General features: G+C 66.7%; 18 protein-coding genes. 9 read left to right on the top strand and 9 right to left on the bottom strand.

All coding sequences use genetic code 11. The features are described from left to right. Positions 1-19 precede the first annotated feature (19 nt). From ACSBPQ_RS00800 to ACSBPQ_RS00785, 4 genes are all read right to left on the bottom strand, one after another. On the bottom strand, positions 20-1,183 hold the full coding sequence (locus ACSBPQ_RS00800) for an acyl-CoA dehydrogenase family protein (RefSeq protein ID WP_442683197.1): 1,164 nt from the start codon (positions 1,181-1,183) through the stop codon (positions 20-22). Positions 1,184-1,237: 54 nt separating this feature from the next. Continuing rightward, positions 1,238-2,647: a flavin monoamine oxidase family protein gene (locus tag ACSBPQ_RS00795; protein WP_442683196.1), complete on the bottom strand. Its 1,410-nt coding sequence runs from the start codon at positions 2,645-2,647 to the stop codon at positions 1,238-1,240. A gap of 57 nt (positions 2,648-2,704) precedes the next feature. Next, positions 2,705-5,140 (bottom strand): TonB-dependent receptor, encoded by a 2,436-nt coding sequence (locus ACSBPQ_RS00790; protein ID WP_442683195.1) that lies wholly within the window; start codon positions 5,138-5,140, stop codon positions 2,705-2,707. Between the two features lie 88 nt (positions 5,141-5,228). Then, positions 5,229-6,053, bottom strand: a complete 825-nt coding sequence (locus ACSBPQ_RS00785; protein WP_442683194.1) for a DUF1838 family protein — start codon at positions 6,051-6,053, stop codon at positions 5,229-5,231. 468 nt (positions 6,054-6,521) lie between these two features. Here ACSBPQ_RS00785 and ACSBPQ_RS00780 point away from each other — a divergent pair, with 468 nt between their 5' ends. The 8 genes from ACSBPQ_RS00780 (at position 6,522) to ACSBPQ_RS00745 (ending at position 13,325) form a co-directional block, all read left to right on the top strand. Continuing rightward, entirely contained in the window at positions 6,522-7,709 is a 1,188-nt protein-coding gene (locus ACSBPQ_RS00780) for a class I SAM-dependent methyltransferase (RefSeq protein WP_442683193.1), read from the top strand. Further along, positions 7,706-8,065, top strand: a complete 360-nt coding sequence (locus tag ACSBPQ_RS00775) for a hypothetical protein (RefSeq protein ID WP_323032670.1) — start codon at positions 7,706-7,708, stop codon at positions 8,063-8,065. The genes ACSBPQ_RS00780 and ACSBPQ_RS00775 overlap by 4 nt, the downstream gene beginning before the upstream one ends. Before the next feature lie 46 nt (positions 8,066-8,111). Continuing rightward, complete coding sequence (locus tag ACSBPQ_RS00770) at positions 8,112-8,624, top strand: DUF3598 family protein (RefSeq protein WP_442683192.1); 513 nt, start codon at positions 8,112-8,114, stop codon at positions 8,622-8,624. Positions 8,625-8,696: 72 nt separating this feature from the next. Then, a complete protein-coding gene (locus ACSBPQ_RS00765; protein ID WP_442683191.1) occupies positions 8,697-9,794 on the top strand; it encodes a nitrilase-related carbon-nitrogen hydrolase in 1,098 nt (365 codons plus the stop codon). A 429-nt stretch (positions 9,795-10,223) separates the two neighbouring features. Continuing rightward, positions 10,224-11,600: an amino acid permease gene (locus tag ACSBPQ_RS00760; RefSeq protein ID WP_442683190.1), complete on the top strand. Its 1,377-nt coding sequence runs from the start codon at positions 10,224-10,226 to the stop codon at positions 11,598-11,600. A gap of 418 nt (positions 11,601-12,018) precedes the next feature. After that, a complete protein-coding gene (locus ACSBPQ_RS00755; RefSeq protein ID WP_442683189.1) occupies positions 12,019-12,282 on the top strand; it encodes a hypothetical protein in 264 nt (87 codons plus the stop codon). A 169-nt stretch (positions 12,283-12,451) separates the two neighbouring features. Next, the gene (locus ACSBPQ_RS00750) at positions 12,452-12,832 is read left to right on the top strand and encodes a DUF1761 domain-containing protein (protein ID WP_442683188.1); all 381 of its coding nucleotides are present in this window, start codon (positions 12,452-12,454) and stop codon (positions 12,830-12,832) included. Positions 12,833-12,860: 28 nt separating this feature from the next. Beyond that, a complete protein-coding gene (locus ACSBPQ_RS00745) occupies positions 12,861-13,325 on the top strand; it encodes a lysozyme inhibitor LprI family protein (protein WP_442683187.1) in 465 nt (154 codons plus the stop codon). 6 nt (positions 13,326-13,331) lie between these two features. Here ACSBPQ_RS00745 and ACSBPQ_RS00740 read toward each other — a convergent pair whose 3' ends face one another. The 4 genes from ACSBPQ_RS00740 to aroE all read right to left on the bottom strand — a co-directional run bounded on the left by ACSBPQ_RS00740 (position 13,332) and on the right by aroE (position 17,230). After that, positions 13,332-13,766 (bottom strand): hypothetical protein, encoded by a 435-nt coding sequence (locus tag ACSBPQ_RS00740; RefSeq protein WP_442683186.1) that lies wholly within the window; start codon positions 13,764-13,766, stop codon positions 13,332-13,334. 76 nt (positions 13,767-13,842) lie between these two features. Next, on the bottom strand, positions 13,843-15,942 hold the full coding sequence (dinG, locus tag ACSBPQ_RS00735; protein ID WP_442683185.1) for an ATP-dependent DNA helicase DinG: 2,100 nt from the start codon (positions 15,940-15,942) through the stop codon (positions 13,843-13,845). A 75-nt stretch (positions 15,943-16,017) separates the two neighbouring features. Further along, positions 16,018-16,374 carry a hypothetical protein gene (locus ACSBPQ_RS00730; protein ID WP_442683184.1) on the bottom strand — a complete coding sequence of 119 codons (357 nt, stop codon included), beginning with the start codon at positions 16,372-16,374 and terminating at the stop codon, positions 16,018-16,020. 7 nt (positions 16,375-16,381) lie between these two features. Further along, positions 16,382-17,230: a shikimate dehydrogenase gene (gene aroE / locus ACSBPQ_RS00725; protein ID WP_442683183.1), complete on the bottom strand. Its 849-nt coding sequence runs from the start codon at positions 17,228-17,230 to the stop codon at positions 16,382-16,384. 52 nt (positions 17,231-17,282) lie between these two features. Between aroE and ACSBPQ_RS00720 the strand changes: the two genes are divergently transcribed. Then, positions 17,283-18,161: a TolB family protein gene (locus ACSBPQ_RS00720; RefSeq protein ID WP_442683182.1), complete on the top strand. Its 879-nt coding sequence runs from the start codon at positions 17,283-17,285 to the stop codon at positions 18,159-18,161. A gap of 66 nt (positions 18,162-18,227) precedes the next feature. Here the strand turns inward: ACSBPQ_RS00720 and ACSBPQ_RS00715 are convergent, their stop codons facing one another. After that, positions 18,228-18,515, bottom strand: a complete 288-nt coding sequence (locus ACSBPQ_RS00715; protein ID WP_442683181.1) for an SHOCT domain-containing protein — start codon at positions 18,513-18,515, stop codon at positions 18,228-18,230. Position 18,516: the final 1 nt, after the last annotated feature.

The raw sequence follows: 18,516 nt of genomic DNA, 5'->3' as shown, positions 1-18,516 counted from the left end.
GCCGGCACGCGCTGCATGGTCAGAACGCGTTGATGCCGGTCAGCTCGCGGCCGACCACCAGCTGGTGCACGGTCTCGGTGCCTTCATAGGTAATCACCGATTCCAGGTTCAGCGCATGGCGGATGGCCGCATGCTCGGTGGTGATGCCGGCGCCGCCGAGCAGGTCACGGCATTCGCGGGCGATGTCGATGGCCATGCGGCAGTTGTTCCACTTGGCGATGCTGACCTGGGTCGGCTGCATCTTGTCCGCTTCCTTCAGCCGGCCCAGCTGCAGCGACAGCAGCTGTGCGGCGGTGATGCGGCGGGCCATGTCGGCCATCTTGATCTGCGCACTCTGGGTGGCAGCGACCGGGCGGCCGAACAGGATGCGCTCCTTGGTGTAGGCCAGCACTTCTTCCAGGCAGGCCACGGCGGCGCCGATCGGCCCCCAGGTGATGCCGTAGCGGGCCTGGGTCAGGCAGCCCAGCGGACCCTTCAGGCCCTTCACGTTGGGCAGGCGGTTGGCATCGGGCACGCGCACGTTGTCAAAGAACAGGGCGCCGGTGGCCGAGGCACGCAGGCTCATCTTGTGCTTGATTTCCTGCACGGTGAAGCCCGGGGTGCCCTTCTCGATCACAAAGCCCTGAATGCCGTCTTCGGTGTGGGCCCAGACGATGGCGATGTCGGCCATCGGTGCATTGGTGATCCACATCTTCGAACCGTTGATCACCCACTCGTTGCCGTCCTTGACCGCGCGGGTCTTCATGCTGGCCGGGTCCGAACCGCCATGAGCTTCGGTCAGGCCGAAGCAGCCGATGACCTTGCCGGCGGCCATGTCCGGCAGCCAGCGCATGCGCTGCTCTTCGCTGCCGTAGGCATATATGGGGTACATGCACAGCGAGCTCTGCACCGAGACGAAGCTGCGCAGGCCCGAGTCACCGCGCTCCAGCTCCTGACAGATCAGGCCGTAGCTGACATAGCCCAGGTTGGAGCCGCCGTACTGTTCGGGCAGGGTCGCACCGAGCAGGCCCATCCCGGCCACTTCGGCGATCAGTTCCTTGGGGAAGCTGCCCTTGTCAAAGCAGTCACCGATGATCGGCAGCACGCGCTCGTTGGTGAAACGGGCCACCGATTCCTGGATGGCACGCTCTTCTTCGGTGAGCAGGGAGGCAACGTCGTACAGGTCAAACGGATTCAGGCTCATGCAATTCTCACTGGCACACACAGGTGCTGGGCGGTGGGGGTGAAGTTACGGTATTCAGGCGGACAGGATGGCGGCAGCGGCGCGTTCGCCGGACTGCACGGCAGCCTCCATGCCCGGGACATGCAGCTCGGTCTGCTCGCCGGCAAAGTGCAGCCGGCCGAACGGGGTGTTGTTCCACTGCCGGGTCTGCGCAAAGCGCCCCGGCTTGATCTCGGCAAACGCGCCACCGGCCAGCGGTTCACCGCCCCAGCTGCGCGTTTCCAGCAATTGCAGGGCGCCACGGCTGGCCGGGCGCACGCGGGCGAACTCGTCGATGATCCACTGCGCGCGGGTGGCCGCATCCAGGGTGTCGGCCTTTTCGGCCAGCGCACCACTGAGCCAGACGATCAGGCGGTTGATCGCCCCGTCCTCGCCGGGCACGGCAAACACGCGCTGCAGCGCACCGGTGCCCCACAGCCACAACGGCAGGCCGTCCTCTTCCCAGAACGGGCGGGTCGGCTGCAGGTGCACGGTGGTCACCGCATTGCCGCCACGTTCGGCCCAGATGGCCTGCTGCGCGGCCGGCGGTGCCGGGTCGATGACGATGCGTGACAGCGGCAGGCTGGGAATGGCCAGTACCACATGGCCGGCCTGGAAACGGCGGCCATCGGCACAACGTACCTGCACGCCACGGCCACTGCTTTCAATGGCCGCGACCTGGGCATTGCGTACCACCTCGGCCGACAGCGAGGCGGCCATGGCCTCAGGCAGCGCCTGGCTGCCACCGGCCACCCAGCCGGTGCCCGGGGCGCCGTAACGGCGCAGGGCATCGCGGCGCAGCACGTCCAGCGCGCTCACCGTATGCAGCGAGGAATAGGGACTGCCGACATCCATCAGGCCGATGGCAGCGTCCGACCAGCCCCTGGCGGCCAGATGCTGGGCCAGCGAGACATCCAGGGCCAGGTTGGCCGGGTCGCTCCAGCTGTCCAGCGCCGGCAGCGCGTTTTCATTCAGGGCGGTGCTCAGCAGCAGGGTCGGCGGCAGCTCGCGCTCGCGCCCGGCCAGGGTGTTGTACGCGCTGCTGCCCCACTGCGAGGACGGGATGATCCCATCGCCGAGCTGGAAGCCCATGCCACTGGCCGGCGGGCGGGCCACGGCCGGCGGCTCGATGCCCACCGCCACGCGCTGGGCGTGGGCATGCACGCGCGCATAGCCGGTGCCGACCTCGACCCCGCCAATTTCAAAACGCAGCCCGTTGCGGACCACGGTATGCAAACGGCCACCGATGCGATCGGAGGCCTCCAGCACCCTCACCCGCGCACCGCCGGCTTCGAGCTGGTGCGCGGCGGCCAGGCCTGCCAGGCCGGCGCCGATGACCAGCACATCGCTGCGTGCGGCACCGCGGCCGATACTGCGTGCCTGGGCCGGCAGCATCGCCAACGCCGATGCGGCCCCGAGGCCTGCAAGGAAATGTCGTCTGTGCATACTGCCTGCCCTTGAATAGTGACCGGCCTGGCTGCTGCCAGGCCGGTGGATTGGTACTTAGAACTTGTAGCTGACTTCCACACCGTACATGCGCGGCATTGCCGGCGAAATGCCGAAGTCACGCAGGTTGCTCACCGCCAGGCCGCTCAACGGCGGCACGGCCGGCAGGGCGACATAGGCCATCGGGTCGATGGCGCGCTGTGCTTCTTCCGGGGTGCGGTCGTTGAAGGCATTGGTCACGTAGGCACTGACCTGCAGGCTGTCACTCGGCCGCAGGGTGAAGCGCAGGTTGGTGCGGGTTGCCGCGCCCATCGAGGCCAGGTTGTCCACCTGCACATACCGGCGGCCTTCGTAGGCCACGTCGGTGTTGAGGGTGTATTCCCAGCCATTGGCGAACGCGCCGTCATACATCAGGCCCAGGGTGGCCTTGTGCTTGGGCACGCGCGGCAGGGTGTAACCGGCGGCATTGGCAGCCGGGTCGCTCAGGCTCGGTGCAACCGCCGAACTGAACAGGTCAGCCTGGTCCTGGTTGACGAAGTTCTTGATCTCGGCATCGGTATACGAATAGGCCAGCGAAGCCAGCCAGCCCTGGGCGAACACCCACTGGCTTTCCAGCTCGAAGCCCTGGATTTCCGACTCACCGACGTTGGTGGTGTAGCTGGTCGAGAACAGGGTGCCATTGCGACGGGTGACCGGGCCGGTCAGGGTCAGCTGCTGGTTGGTCCAGTCGATCAGGTAGACGTTGGCATTCACGCGCAGGGTGCCATCGAGCCAGTCGCTCTTGATGCCCAGCTCGTAGTTGGTGGCCTCTTCTTCCTCGAACGAATCAACGCCGGCAGCGATCAGGCGGTCACGCTCGCTGTCCAGGAAGTCGGCGCGGTAGACGTCGGCATTGAAGCCGCCCGGCTTGGTGCCCTTGGAGACCAGACCGTAGACGTTGAGGTTGTCGGCGGCCTGGTAGCTCAGGGTCCAGCGCGGGGTGAAGCTGGTGAAGGTTTCATTCAACGCCCACGGCTGGACGTAGGTGCTGGCACCGAGCACGCGACGGTCCACACCACCCTTGCTGATTTCATCCCACGCATAGCGGGCCTCGATCGAGGTGGTCCACTGCTCGTTGATCTTCCAGTTCACCATGCCGTAGACGGCCTTGTTGGTGGTCTCGTCATCCGGGTTGGTCGGCACCGGCACCACCGAGCGGTTGCCCGGCAGCACGAAGCCGGTCAGGTCGCCAAGCCAACCCGGCTGAGCCTGCTGGTTGTAGTAGTACAGGCCGGCCAGACCGGACACTGCCAGCGACTGGTCGCTGCTCAGGCGCAGGTCCTGCGACCAGTTCTTCACAGCGGTGTTGGTGAAGGTTTCAAACGCACCGCCGTAGCCGCGATCGGAGCTGTAGTCCTGGTCGGTGCCGGCGTAGGTGCTGCTGTCGTTGTAGGCGGTGGTCGAGGTCAGCGTCCAGTTGTTGTCGAAGAAGTATTCGGCACGCAGGCTGGTGCGCAGGAAATCGGTCTTGCGCCCGGCGAAGTAGCCGGCAGCGGTGAACTCATCGGTATTGATGCCGTACTCGGTCGGTGCCTTGACATCGCCACACCAGTAACCGCGGTGGCGGTTGGCCAGGATCGGGTACAGGCCGAAGTACAGCGCACCGGTTTCCTGCGGCAGGTAGCAGTTGAGGTTCTCGCTGCCGATGGTGGCAATGGCGAAATGCTCGTCACGGCTCTTCTGCTGCATCACGCGGGCGGTGATGTCCAGCTTCTCGGTCGGCGACCAGGCCACGGCAACCATGCCGCTGATGGTCTCGGTACCGCCCAGGTCCTTCTTCTGCGAGGTCTGGTTGTAGAACAGGCCATCATTGCCACGCTTGTTGACGCTGATGTCGTAGCCAAAGGTGCCGTCCTCACTGCCACCGGAGTGGAACAGGCCGAGCTTTTCCTGTCCATAGTTGCCAGCGCCCAGGGTCAGCTTGGTGCCCGGGGCGCTGCCCGGGCGGCGGGTGATGAAGTCCACCGCACCGGAGAAGGTACGACGGCCGTAAGCGGCCGACTGCGGGCCACGCACCACTTCCACGCGCTGGATGTTTTCCAGGCCGTAGCTGGAAATGTCGCCTTCCACGTAGATGCCGTCGATGAAGAACGAGGCATTGGCCTCGCCCTGGATGTTGGACATGCCGCGGATCACCGGGCGGTCAAAGCCACGGCCGTAGCCGGACTTGAAGGAGAAGCTCGGCGACATGGCGGCGATGTCGCGCACATCCACCAGGCCCTTCTTCTCGATGGTGGCCTCGGAGATAGCCGAGATCGGCAGCGGCATCTGCTGCAGCGGCTCGGCCACGCCACGCGCGGTCACGGTGATCTGGTCAAGGCTGTGGACGGTGGCATTGCCGCTTGCCGGCGGCGCGCCGGCCTCTTCGCCCACGTCGGCGACGGCATTGCCCGCACACAGCAGCAGGGCGAGCGTGATGGAGGAGTACAGCAGATCTGGCTTGATGTTTTTCATGGATGTCCCGACTGGAGAGATGATCGGAATGGAAGAATGGATGGATGCACCGGCGTTGGGGGAGGGTTCCGTCCTTTGAATCCGTGCTTCAGTCCTGCTTTTCCGCCGCACGCTGCTGCTGGAGCTGCTTGTAGTAGCTCCAGCTGGTCATGTTCGGTTGCACCCAGGTTTCAGGCGCGCGGGCGTATTCGGGGTATTTGCTGCGCACCAGTTCCTGGATGTCGGCCGGCAGTTCGTCGACCGAGGCGCGCTTGTTGCCCTGGGCGATGTACAGCAGGCTGCCCGGACGGCTGCCCAGCTTCATCCACGGCAGCCATGGCCCAACACGGGTCCAGCCATAGGTCACCGGCACGCTCTTGAGTGCCGGGTCTTCCATGGCTGCGCGCGGGGCGAAGAACATGAAGTGCTCCGAGCCCATGTAGGTCGGGCCGCTGGACTCGGCCGGGAATTCGGCCGGCTGCAGCGGGTTGGGATAGGCCAGCGGGATGTTCAGCGTCAGCATCACTTCGTCACCGGCTTCCACCCACGGCAGGTGCAGCGGCCGGCCCGGCGCGTTGAGCACGGTGTTGACCGGGTCGTTGGCGACCTGCACCACTTCGTTGCGCTCGCCCGAGAGCGGGTTGTCCCAGCTGTCGATGATCTTGCCGGTCTTCAGGTCGCGGTAGAACGTGAGCTCGCGGGTGTACAGCCGCCACACGCCATCGGACTGCTTTTCCGCGCGGCAGATGTTGTAGCCCTCAAAGCCCATCAGCGGCGCCGCCTTCTTGCCCGGCTCCTGCGCGAACAGGGTGCCGGCCCACCACAGGATCTCCTCCTGCTGCGGATCCAGCGAGCAGCGCAGCTTGACCATGGCCTCCAGGCTGCCGGCTTCGGACTGCAGATCCAGTGCATGCGCCTGTGGCGAAAGTGCCATTGCGGCGGCCAGCAAAACCGATGACATTCGAATCACGCCCGACTCCCCGTTTGAAGTGGAGCGACAAGACCGGTGTCCTGACCTGCTCCGTAGTGCGAAGGACAGGTTTTTGACCCGTCGCTGGATGCTATATAGCTATATCATTAGTACATGATTGTCCAATCATTTGTAACACCTTTGCAGCGACCCTGTGCTACCGCTGCAATCCCGCGGCCCCAGCGGCCGCGGGCACCCGGCACCGGCGCGCAACATGCTGCTTTGCAACATGTTTTGGCGGCGGCAACCAGTCCATGCGTCCTCGCCACCTGTCCGGACAATCGCCTGGGCCCTGCTTCCGTGGGCACAGGTCCATCGGCGGTTTTCACCGGTCGCGAACAGGTATGGTCGAAGTGGTTGACTGGCGCCGGAATTGCATGACATATAGACATAACTTTAGAACTTGCTTGACCCTCAACTCAGGAGTGCGCCATGAGCCAACAAGCCTTGCCCCCCAGCTGGCAACACGTCGGTCGCCACGCGGTGTTTCCCGAGAGTGCGCACGACGACACCGCCCGTTTCGATTTCCTGGCCAACCTCAACGGCTACCTCTCCACCCAGCTCGGTCCCAAGGTCAAGCTGGCGTACGAGCAGCGGGTGAAGCCGGCGTTCGAAAAGGAAAAGGGCCGCGCCCCGGAGAGCCGCCACGAGATCCGCAAGGCGATGGCCGGCGATGGCATCTACCAGACTTGGAGCGCCCTGCGCCGCAACACCATGGAGATGCGCCAGCAGGCCGGCCGCGGCCTGGTGCTCAAGCAGATCGACGCATTGATCGAGAAGACCCGCGCGTTCAACGCCAGCGACGACGGCCTGCAGCTGGATGCCTCGGTGAAGGTGCCGCGCTATGCCAGCGCGGTGGACATCCACTGCATGCCCGGCGGCTACCACACCGAGCTGCTGGCCGATGACGTATCGGCGGCGGCCAATTACGACTGCGGCATTTTCGCCACCACCGGCGGCATGCTCGGCCGCTACAACGACGGTGGCGGCCAGGCGTTGGCGCAATGGCTGAAGGAAGAGCACCCGCAGTTCAAGCCGCGCCGCATCCTCGATATCGGCTGCACCGTCGGCCACAACGCGGTGCCGCTGGCGCAGGCGTTCCCGGATGCCGAAGTCATCGCCGTCGACGTGGCTGCACCGATGCTGCGCTATGCCCACGCCCGCGCGCGTGCGCTGGGGGTGAACAACATCCGCTTCCGCCAGGCCAATGGCGAGGCGCTGGACTATCCCGATGGCCATTTCGACCTGATCACCACCGCCATGTTCTGGCATGAAAGCTCGTCCAAGGCGATGCCGGTGAAGCTGCGTGAGGTCCACCGCCTGCTCGCCGCCGGCGGCCTCACCGCGCACCTGGAACAACCGCAATACCACGGCTTGGACCTGTACGAGCAGTTCATCCGTGACTGGGACACCTACAACAACAACGAGCCGTTCTGGGGCGTGATGCACGAATACGACCTGCGCCAGATGATGGCCGCGGCCGGCTTCGACAATGACCGCTATTTCGAAACCAAGGTCCGTGGCGTGGTCGACCGGGACATCTTCCCGGTCGCCAGCGAAAACGGCGAAGACCACGGCCGCGCCGCGCTGTGGACCATGTTTGGAGCCTGGAAAGCATGAGCATCGATCCGATCGCCCTGGCCGGCAGCCGCGCCCGCGGCAAGCGCCCGTATTTTTTCAAGGACCCTGATGTGGAGCGCGTGCTCTCCATCGCCATGGCCATCGCCATGGAGAACGCGGTAACCCACCAGCGCCTGGACGCGCTGGAACGTCTGATCGAACAGAAAGGCCTGCTCAGCCGCGAGGAACTGGACCAGTTCCACCCGGACCGTGAAGCGGAAGCACAGCGCACGCTGTGGATGAAGGAATACATCGCCCGGGTGCTGCGCATCGTGCAGCAGGAAACCGAGGCGCTGGAAGGCGGTGCTATGGACGTGCCGATGGAAGAAGTCATGGACGAACTTCGCGACCAGTAAGGCGCCATGCGCGTCGCCCATCAATGACCACACTCAAGGAAAGCACATGACCGATCTGCAGAAGCACATGCCCAACCTCGCCAAACACGAAGGTGTCTGGGATGGCGTGTACCGCTACTACGATGCCAACGGCGACAAGATCGACGAACACAAGTCGCGTCTGGTCTGCCGCATCACCGGCGATGACCAGGTGCCGTACCACCAGACCAACCACTACAGCTGGGCCGACGGCAAAACCGAAGTCCGCGACTTCAAGACCACCTATTCGTTCGGCCGCATCATCTTCGACAACGAGCTGATCTACGGCTGGTGCACTGAGATCCCGGCCGACGATCACCACCGCACGCTGATGCTGTACTGGCAGCGCAAGGGCGAGGAAGGCATGGAGCTGTATGAAATGATCCAGCTTTCCGACGACGGCCAGCTGCGCAATCGCGTGTGGCACTGGTACAAGAACGGCGTGCTGGTGCAGCGCACCCTGATCGACGAGAAGTTCGTCAGCCGTGACTGGCGCAAGATCAGCGGTCCGAGCTTCAACGGCGAGTCGCTGGAAGCCTGATCGACACGTAGCGGCACCATCCCTTCCTGGCACCAGCCCCGACGGGATGGTGCCTCTTAGTAGAGATCAGATATGGCCAACACCCCCTTGCAGCTCCTTGCCCTGGCAGTTGCGCTCTCCACAGCGGGCGCGCACGCCACCCCCCTTGTCGAAAAAGATGGCAGCTACGCCCAGGTGCCACTGGAAAAAGACAAGGTAGTGATCAAGGTCGTACAGAACCTGACGCGCAACCTGCAGGACTTCCCCACCATCGAACAGGGGCTTGCCCACAACCTGCAGCAGATGACCGACCTCACGGAGCGGGCCTGCAGTGAAGGCAGGAAGCCCGACTTCATCCTGTTCAACGAGTTCCCGCTGACCGGCTATTCCGACGGCAAACGCGAAGAAAAACTCAAGTTCACGATCCAGATCCCGGGAGCGGAAACCGAAGCGCTGGGCAAGCTGGCAAAACAGTGCGACACCTACATCATCTTTGGCAGCTACGCGCGCGACGCTGCGTGGCCGGGCCACATCCTCAGCCTGAACACGGTCATCGGCCGCGATGGCGAAGTGGCCGAGAAGTTCTGGAAGACCCGCAACGTCAAGAACTACCAGCCGGATATGGAGATCCCCACCACCACCATCGAGAACGTCTACGACAAATATGTCGCGATGTACGGTGAGGAAGCACTGTTCCCGGTGCTGCGGACCGAGTACGGGAACATCGCCGTGAGCACGGTCCAGCGCGACACCATGGTCTTCGCGGCGTATGCCATGCGGGGTGTCGAGATCATGTTCCGCACCTCCACGCTGTTCTCCAAGCTGGATGTCATGGCCACCGCCAGTTTCAACAACTACTACTCGGCAATGTCGAACATCACGTTCCCGGCGGACAGCCCGTGGGCCAAGATGGGTGGCGGCTCGATCATCGTCAATCCGCGCGGCGAGATACTGGCGGAAGATCCGAGCAATGATGAGGCGATCATTGAAGCCGAGATCGACATCGCCGCGCTGCGCAAGGGCCGCAAGATCCCGGATTATCCGATGGACGTGACGCGCCCGGTGCTTGCGCAGTACCAGCCGGCATTCCCGCTGAACCACCTCGACGTGCCAGTGGATCAGTTGCCTGACAATGGCGCGGAAATGAAGGTCCTGATGGACAAGGTCAGCCGCTGGAAAACCACGGAATAAGGCCTGCGGGCTGGTTCTGGAATGCGCCGGCGCGATGGTTTCCCGCCGCTGACGCCACGTCGATGATGTGGCGTCAGCGGGCGGAGATCACGCCTACCGTCTCGGGAGCTCGCCGCCTGATCCAGGCCCGCGCGAGGTGAAGCGGGTTTGCCGCTCGACCCTCAACAACTCCCTCCCGCCTGACAGCGCCCCGGACACCGGCGGCAGCGTGGCCGTTGCATCTTCGGCAAGCGGACAGCGCCCGGCCGGGATCAGCACCGCCAGCGGCGGCGATGCGGGCCTTTGCCCGGCGCAAGATTCCCGCCGCGTCTCGCCACTGCTTTGCTGCACAGCCGCATGAGTACGGCCACTTCCGCCCCAACCTTCGGGACAGACACGGCACCGGGCGGACACGGTATGGTGTCGCCTCTTCAACCTAGAACCACACCGATGCCCGCCAATCTTTCGGCCCCGGCCACCGCGCCGTCGCAGAAACTGGAACGCGCGCTCAAGCCGCGCCAGCTGATCATGATGGGACTGGGCAGCGCGATCGGCGCCGGCCTGTTCCTCGGTTCCGGCGTCGGCATCCAGGCCGCCGGGCCGGCGGTGCTGATTTCCTACCTGGTCGCCGGCACGCTGGTGATCATCATGATGCACGCGATGGGCGAGATGGCCGCCGCACGGCCGGCCAGCGGCGCGTTCTCGGTGTATGCCGCCGATGCGCTGGGCGCCACCGCCGGGGCTACCGTGGGCTGGTTGTGGTGGGCGCAGCTGGTGGTGGTGATCGCCGCCGAATCGGTCGGTGCGGCCGGCCTGCTGGCCACGCTCTGGCCGCAGCTGTCGGTGCCGCTGACCTCGCTGGCATTCATGCTGGTGTTCACCGCGATCAACCTGCTGGGGGTGAAGAACTACGGCGAGTTCGAGTTCTGGTTCGCGATCCTCAAGGTCGGCGCAATCATCGCCTTCATCCTGGTCGGCATCGCGCTGCTGCTGGGCCTGCTGCCGGGCGTGGCCTCGCCGGGGCTGGGCAACTTCACCGCCCATGGCGGCTTCATGCCCAAGGGACTGGCCGGCATCGGCGCGGCGCTGCTGGTGGTGATCTTCGCCTTCGGTGGCACCGAGATCGTGGCCGTGGCCGCGGCCGAGACCCAGGACCCGGAGCGCAGCCTGGCACGCGCGATCCGTACCGTGGCCTGGCGCATCCTGGTGTTCTACATCGGCTCGATCGGCGTGATCATCGCCGTGGTGCCGTGGAACAGCGAGGCGCTGAAATCGCCGTTCGCTGCGGTGCTGGACGTGGCCAACATCCCCGGCGCCGCCACCGCCATCACCCTGATCGCGGTGATCGCGCTGCTGTCGGCGCTCAACGCCAACCTGTACGGCGCCTCGCGCATGATCCACTCGCTGGCCGAACGCGGCGAGGCCCCGCGCTGGCTGGCGCGCACCAACGCCCGCCAGGTGCCGGTGGTCGCGGTGCTGGCCAGCGTGCTGTTCGGCTTCGGCGCTACCGTGCTGGAGCTGCTGTACCCGGACAAGGTGCTGCCGGTGCTGCTCAATGTGGTCGGCTCCACCTGCCTGCTGGTGTGGACCCTGACCCTGCTGTCTCAGCTGATCCTGCGCCGCCGCGCCGACCGCCTGGGCACGCCGCTGCCGTTCCGGATGGCCGGGTTCCCGTATCTGACGGTACTGGCACTGGCGATCCTTGCGGTGATTTTCGCGCTGCTGATGGTCTCGCCGCAGACCCGGATGCAGTTCCTGTCGATGGCCGCTTTCACCGCGTTCATCGCGCTGTGCAGCGCTCTGGCGCGGCACGCCCGCAGCCGCTGAGCATGCCGGATCGGGCTGTTTGCCGGACTACGACCATGACGGGCTTGTTTTAACGCGAAACTAACGGCAGGCTGCGCCCATTCGAGGCCTGCCATGCCCCTTCCACAGTCCCACGCCACCACCTGCCGTCGCCAACACCACCGCCTCGCGCAGCCGCTCCTGCACGGGCCTGGACGACGTGTGGCGGTTCGCAGTTTGTGGGCCGTCGCTATGGCCGGAACGGGCATGCCGGTGTTCAAGCACGCGCCCACCCCGCCGCTACCCCTACCGGCGGCAGCAAGCGCGGTGCCGCCCGTAGCAATCACCTCCAATGCACCTGCTCCGGGCTATCAACGCGACTGTCCGGACTCCCCCGGCCCGGCAACATCCGCCGGCAGCCGACCGACTTTCATCTCCCCCATCGCATTTCCGCACTGACATGACCGACCTAGACGACCTCATCGAGCGCGCCATCGACCCTTCTTCCGTCAAGCCGGAAGGCACGCTGACCAATCCACCCTCGTTCGGCGTATATGCCATCGAGGATGACAGCGACGGCAGCACCCATTACCGCTTCGGCAACCACCCGGTGCGCATGCACGAGCTGGAAGACAAGTTCGGCGCTGCCGAGCTGGAATACCTGTTTCTCAGCCGCGAGGATGCCGCCGCGATGACCGCGCTGCTGAACCGCCCCGAGTCGTAAGCAGCACCTCACCGGCGCGCAGGGTGCGCGCGGGGGGCCGCTGCCGGGGGTGATTCGCAGTGGCGGGGAAAGCCGGCGTTGCCTGCCGCCTGCCCGGCAGGTACAAACGGCATGCGCGTCACCGGCAATGACGATGGTGCGGGATCCTCCACGGGCCACTGGGAGTTGTATGAATCTTTATGCCGTGCTGTCGGCCGCCGTTTCCAGCTTCCTGCTGGGAGGCCTGTGGTATTCGCCATTGCTGTTCGGCCGCGCATGGAACCGCGAGAACGGCGGTGAAGTGCCACCGGGGCATCCGGGCAAGGTATTCGGCATCAGCTTCGTGTTCTCGCTGCTGGCCGCTCTGGCGTTCGCCTGGCTGCTCGGCCCGCAACCGGAACTGCGCAAGGCACTGCTGTGCGGTGGGGTGGCCGGCCTGGGCCTGGTCGCCACCAGCTTCGGCATCAACTACCAGTTCGCCCGGCGCAGCGGCAGACTGTGGGCGATCGACGGCGGCTACCACAGCGTGCAGTTCGTGCTGTTCGGCCTGATCCTCGGGCTCTGGCACTGAGCCTGTCGCCCACCACCGGGAGCAAGCGATGCACCTCCACCGCCGCACACGCTGGATGATCTCCGGCCTGATCTCCGGCCTGATGGCCACCCTCGCAGGAACCGTGGCGGCGGCACCGCCTCCGCCCACACCGCAGCAGCGCTACGAACGGCAGCTGCAGGCCTGCCTGCGCGACCCGCAATACCGGGTTGGCGGCGCGGCAACCGGCGAGTGCCTGGAGGCGGCCACCGCCACCCTCGACGCGGATATCGAGCGGCGCCTGCAGGCATTGGCGGCGCCGCGCTGTGCCGGGGTGGGCGCGGCACTGGCGCAGGCACAACAGCATTGGCAGCAGTACCGGCAGATCCAGTGCGCGGCCTACCAGACGATGTTCGACAACACCGCCATGTACCTCAATGGCACGGCCTGCCAGTTGCGGGTGACGCTGGAACGGCAACACGAGCTGCAACAGCTGGCCGCGCTGCAGCCTTCGCTGCATCCGCCCTGCGACTGAGCGCGCTCAGCCGTCTGCGGCGGGACCGGCCAGATGCGCGGCCAGCCAGCGCTCGACGGTCACCCACGTGCCCAGCTTGGCCGGCACCTGTAGCGGCATCGCCCGCGCGAAGGCGTCGGCGTCGCGGATGAGGGCCTGATGGGCCACCCGCTGCGCCTGCTGCACCGTCGACTGCTGCCGACGCAGCTGCACGAGCTGCAGCGACGGCCGGCCCGGCGGGGCGAACTTCTGGTAACGGCGCAGCTCATCGGCGACCAGCGTGACGTCGGCCTGCCGCTGCGCCAGCGTCTGCCCGGCGCGCAGCAGCTTTTCCAGCGCCAGCCCGCGCGCGTTCAGACCGCCGCCTGCGTCGATCAGTGCCAGCGGTGCCAGCGCCGGATCGCGCTGCTGCAGACGCTGCAGGTGCAGTGCCCAGGGAAAGGTCGCGGTGAAGTCGGGCATGCCGGTCGCAAGCGGGGGAAGGTGGCGCACTGTACGTACTCGCGCCGGCCGGTACCAGCCACGCCTTGCGCAACGGTCAGCCGATCACCCGCTTGAACGGCGGCAGCGCATCGATGATGCGTTTGCCGTAGCGACGGGTCAGCAGCCGCGAATCGAGGATGATCACCCGGCCGCTGTCGGTCGAGGTGCGGATCAGCCGCCCGGCGAACTGGGTCAACGTGCGCAGCGCATGCGGAATGGCGATCAGGTTGAACGAGTTCAGACCGCGGCTTTCGAACCACTCGCCCAGCGTGGACGTCTGCGGATCGGTCGGCACCGCGAACGGCACCTGGGTGATGACCACCGTGGTGCAGGCCTCGCCCGGCAGGTCCAGGCCTTCGCCAAACGAGTTCAGGCCGAACAGCACCGAGCCCTCGCCCGCCGAGGTGCGCCGGATGTGCTCGTCGATCATCTTCTGCTTGGCGCCCTCACCCTGCACCAGCACCTTCTTGCGCAGCGTGGCCGGCATCAGCTCGGCCACTTTCTCCATCTTCCAGCGCGAGGTGAACAGCACCATGCTGCCCTTGTCCCAGTCCAGTTCCCCGGCCAGGTACTTGGCCACCTCCTTCGGGTGGCGCTCGCGGTCGTCCGGTGGCACCGGGAACTTCGGCACGATCAGCTCGGCCTGGTTGGGCAGGTCGAACGGCGAGGCCAGCGAGACCATCTCCGCGTCCTCGGGAATGCCGTTGTCGATGGCCAGCGACTGGAAATCGCCGCCGGCAGTGAGCGTGGCCGAGGTCATCAGCACCGAATCCACCTCCTCCCACAGCAGCTTGCGCAGCACCATCGCCGCCGACACCGGCGAGCAGTGCAGGATGTAATCGCCATCACGCGACAGCGTCACCCAGCGCGCGATTGGCGGCTGGCCGTCCTTGTCCTCGCGGCGCCAGCCGGCCCACAGGTTGTACTGCTGCTCGATCATCTCCTGGGCCATGCCCAGGTTGCGCTGCAGGCGCTCGACGGCGGCGTCTTCCTGCTTGCCCTTGGCCACCAGTGAGGTGGCGGCCGTGGCCCAGTTGAGCAGCGTGCGGGTTTCGTCGGCCAGCACCTCGATCGGCTGCTTCCATGCTTCCGGCAGGCGCCCGTTGGCGGCGCGCCACATCGGCTCGCGATCCTCGGCCGAAGGAATCCATACCTGGGCGATGTCATCGCGGAAGGCCTTGAGCAGCTTGCTGACCCGCGCCGCGACCTCGATGGCCTCGTTCGGCAGCAGGTTGCCGATCCGGTCCTTGTCCACCGCGCGGTAGGCGCCGGCGATCAGGATCTGCAGGCGCCCGGTGCGCTTGGCCATGTCGTCCAGCGGCAGGTTGGCCGCACCTTGGTCGATGGCGACATTGCCGATATGGTGGCCTTCATCGAGCACCAGCAGCATCTCGCCGGGCGGGGCGATCAGCGGCTGGCCACTGTCGCTGTCGCCCAGCGACAGCGCCGACAGCAGCAGCGCGTGGTTGGTGACGATGATCTGCGCGTCCCGCACCTCGGCACGCGCACGCAGCACCGGGCACTGCGCCGAGTACGCGCAGCGGCGCCCGGCGCAGGCCGAGGCCGGGGTGGTGATGCGCTGGCGCAACGTGGGGGTGATGGCCTCCGGCGCGTTGTCCAGGTCGCCATTCCAGCGCCCGTTCAGGAATGCCTTGGTCAGCTTCTCGGCGGTGTCCATCTCGATCGGCGCCAGCGGCCGGTCGTACAGCGGCACCTCGTCACCGAACATGCCCTCCTGCGCGCCCTCGCCCTGCGCCTCGGCGGCGTTGCGCGTGCACAGGTAGCGGGTGCGGCCCTTGGCCAGCGCCACCGTGGCCTGCAGCCCGGTGTTCTTCAGGAAGTTGGGGATATCGCGCTCGACCAGCTGCGACTGCAGCGCCACCGTGCCAGTACTGATGACCAGCTTCTTCTTGCTGGCCAGCGCGATCGGCACGCCGGCGGTCAGATAGCCCAGACTCTTGCCGACGCCGGTGGGCGCTTCGACCACGCCGACGCCGCCGGTGGCCAGCGCGCGCGACACCACGCCGATCATCTGGCTCTGCGAACGGCGCGTGCTGAAACCGGGCGTGTTGGCCTGCAGCTTGGCGTAGGCGTCGCGGATGCCGGTCTTCAGATCCTCGGTCAAGGTCCGCGGTGCTTCCACTTTTTCCGTCACGCCACTGTGCTGCCTGCTCCGATAAAGGCGGCCATTTTCCCATAGCCGCCGGGTTTCACCGAATCGGCCGCCGGCTCAGCCGTTGCCGGCCGGCAGCGGACGCCGCAGCGCCTGCACCAGCGCCCACGCCAGCAGGATGAAGCCGACCGCCTCCAGCAGCGACAGCGCGAAATGGGCCACGCTGAGCACCGTATTCAGACCGCCGAGGCCGGCGAAATTGCCGCCGGCGATCATCAGCAGCGGCAGTACGCTCAACAGTCCGCCGACCAGGTTGGTCACCAGCAGCAGCCCCAGCGCCGCCAGTGCCACCCTGCGCACCCGCCCGCGCGGCGTGTCCAGCAGCATCACCAGGGCCACCCCGAGCGCGATCAGGATCGGCAGGCGGTAACCGAGGGAGAGCAGCAGGGTTGTCAACAGCTGCGTGCTTTCCATTGCGCCGTCAGTCCGCGGTGACCAGGACCGCGTCACGGCCACGCAGCTCGGCGTAGACCGCGTCGGTTTCCGGGCGCATGCCATGCCACTGCTGGAAGCTCTCGGCAGCCTGTTCGACCAGCATGCCCAGCCCGTCGAAATAGTTGCGGCAGCCGGCGGCACGCGCCCAGGCCAGGAACGGGATCGCCGCCTCGCCGTAGTTCAGGTCCACCGCGGTGGTCATGCTGTTGACCAGCGACAGCGGCAGGTTGAAAGCCGCGTCTTCGCCACGGGCGGCCGAGGTGGCATTGATGATCAGCTCGAAGTCGCCCAGGTCGCGCAATGCGTCCCAGTAGGCGGAGATCGCCCGGCCCGGCTCGTTCATCGCATCGGCCAGCGCGTCGGCACGTTCCGGCGAGCGGTTGACCACCACCAGCTCGAGGATGCCCGCGTCCAGCAGCGCCGGCGCCACCCCGCGGGCGGCACCGCCGGCGCCCAGCAGCAGCACCCGTCGGCCGCGCAGGTCCAGGCCATGGCGGCCGGTCAGGTCGCGTACCAGGCCGATGCCGTCGGTATTGTCGCCATGCCAGCGCTCGCCCTTGCGCAGCAGCGTGTTGACCGCGCCGGCCCGGGTGGCACGCGAGGTGGTGGTGGCGCACAGCGCGAACGCGGCCTCCTTGTGCGGCAGGGTCACATTCGCGCCTACACCGCCGGCGGCGGCAAAGGCCTCCAGCGCCGCGGCGAAGTTCTCGGGGGATGCCTCGATGCCGCGGTAATCCACTGCGATGCCATGCGCCTTGCCGAAGGCGGACTGGATGTACGGCGACTGCGAATGGGCAATGGGTTGGCCGAACACGGCGTAGCGGGGAGCGCTCATGGTGATCCTCTGCATGACCTAGACTGGACGCGACATCGCCTGCGGAACCGACATGCGGCCCCGACCACTGCTGCTCGCGCTGACTGCGAGTCTACTCTTTACTCCACTGGCCTCGGCGCTTTCGGAGTTCGGCATCGAAGGCATGGGCGTGGTCTCCACCCGCGCCGACGAGGCCCACGCGACGCTCTCCAGCGACGGCCGGCGCATCATCTGGGCCAGCAACCGCGAGGGCGGTGCCGGCGGCTGGGACCTGTGGCAGGCGAGCCTGCGCGAGAACCGCTGGATGGACGCGCAGCCACTGGCGCTCAACAGCGCTGCCGACGAGGTCGACCCGTTCCTCAGCAGCGACGGCCGCTGGCTGTACTTCGCCTCCAACCGCAAGGGCGGGAGCAGCGGCTTCGACCTGTACCGGGCCGCAGTGGACGCCGAGGGTGGTTTCGGCCCGGCAATGCCGCTGCCCGCACCGCTCAACAGCCGCCACGATGAGCGCTCCCCGGCGCTGGCCGGCGATGGCGCCCTGCTGCTGGCCAGCACGCGGCCCGGTGCGGCCGGCGGCTGGGACCTGTGGCACGCACGCCGCGACGGTGACGGCTTTGCCGCGCCGGCGCCGTTGCAGGGCATCAACAGCAGTGCCGACGAAACCGACGGCAGCTGGATCGGCGATGGCCGCGCGCTGGTGTTCGCCCGCGGCGGCCATACCGGTGGCAGCCGGCTGTGGCTGTCGCATTGCCGTCACGGCCGCTGGGCCACGGCCGAGCCGCTGGCGCTGTCGTTCAATACCGGGGAAGGCGACACCCGTGGCGCGCTGGTCGATGCCAGCAAACCCACCGAGCTGCTGGTCAGCGGCCAGGCCCGCGCCCCGCGTGCCGGCGGCCTGGACCTGTACCGGATGCGCACCCCGGCCAGCGACGGCGACAACGACTGCCGCTGACCTCCGCGGGCCGGGCCGGAGGCCTGGCGCCACCGTCTGCGGCATGAAGCCCGGCCAGCCGTGCGCCTAACGTGTCCCGGGCGCTGCCGCCAGCACTTCGGCGCGACGCTGCTCGTATTCGACCTCGCCGATCCGGCCGCTTTGCTGCAGCTCGGCCAGCTCACGCAGCTTGGCCTCGACCTCCGCCGATAGCGGTGCCTCGCGCTGCAACCGCTCGGCGGCCGAAGGCAGCTCCGGTGGCCGGCGGCCGGCGCGCACCACCGCGGCGATCACCGCGGCGATCACCCCGGCGAACAGCACCACGCCGATCGTCCACACCACCCAGCCGTAGCGTTGCAGGTCGAGCCCGTCCATC

Origin of the sequence: Stenotrophomonas sp. JC08 (genome assembly GCF_052180205.1) — a bacterium.
Classification (GTDB): domain Bacteria; phylum Pseudomonadota; class Gammaproteobacteria; order Xanthomonadales; family Xanthomonadaceae; genus Stenotrophomonas.
This window is presented reverse-complemented; position numbering and strand designations above follow the sequence as displayed.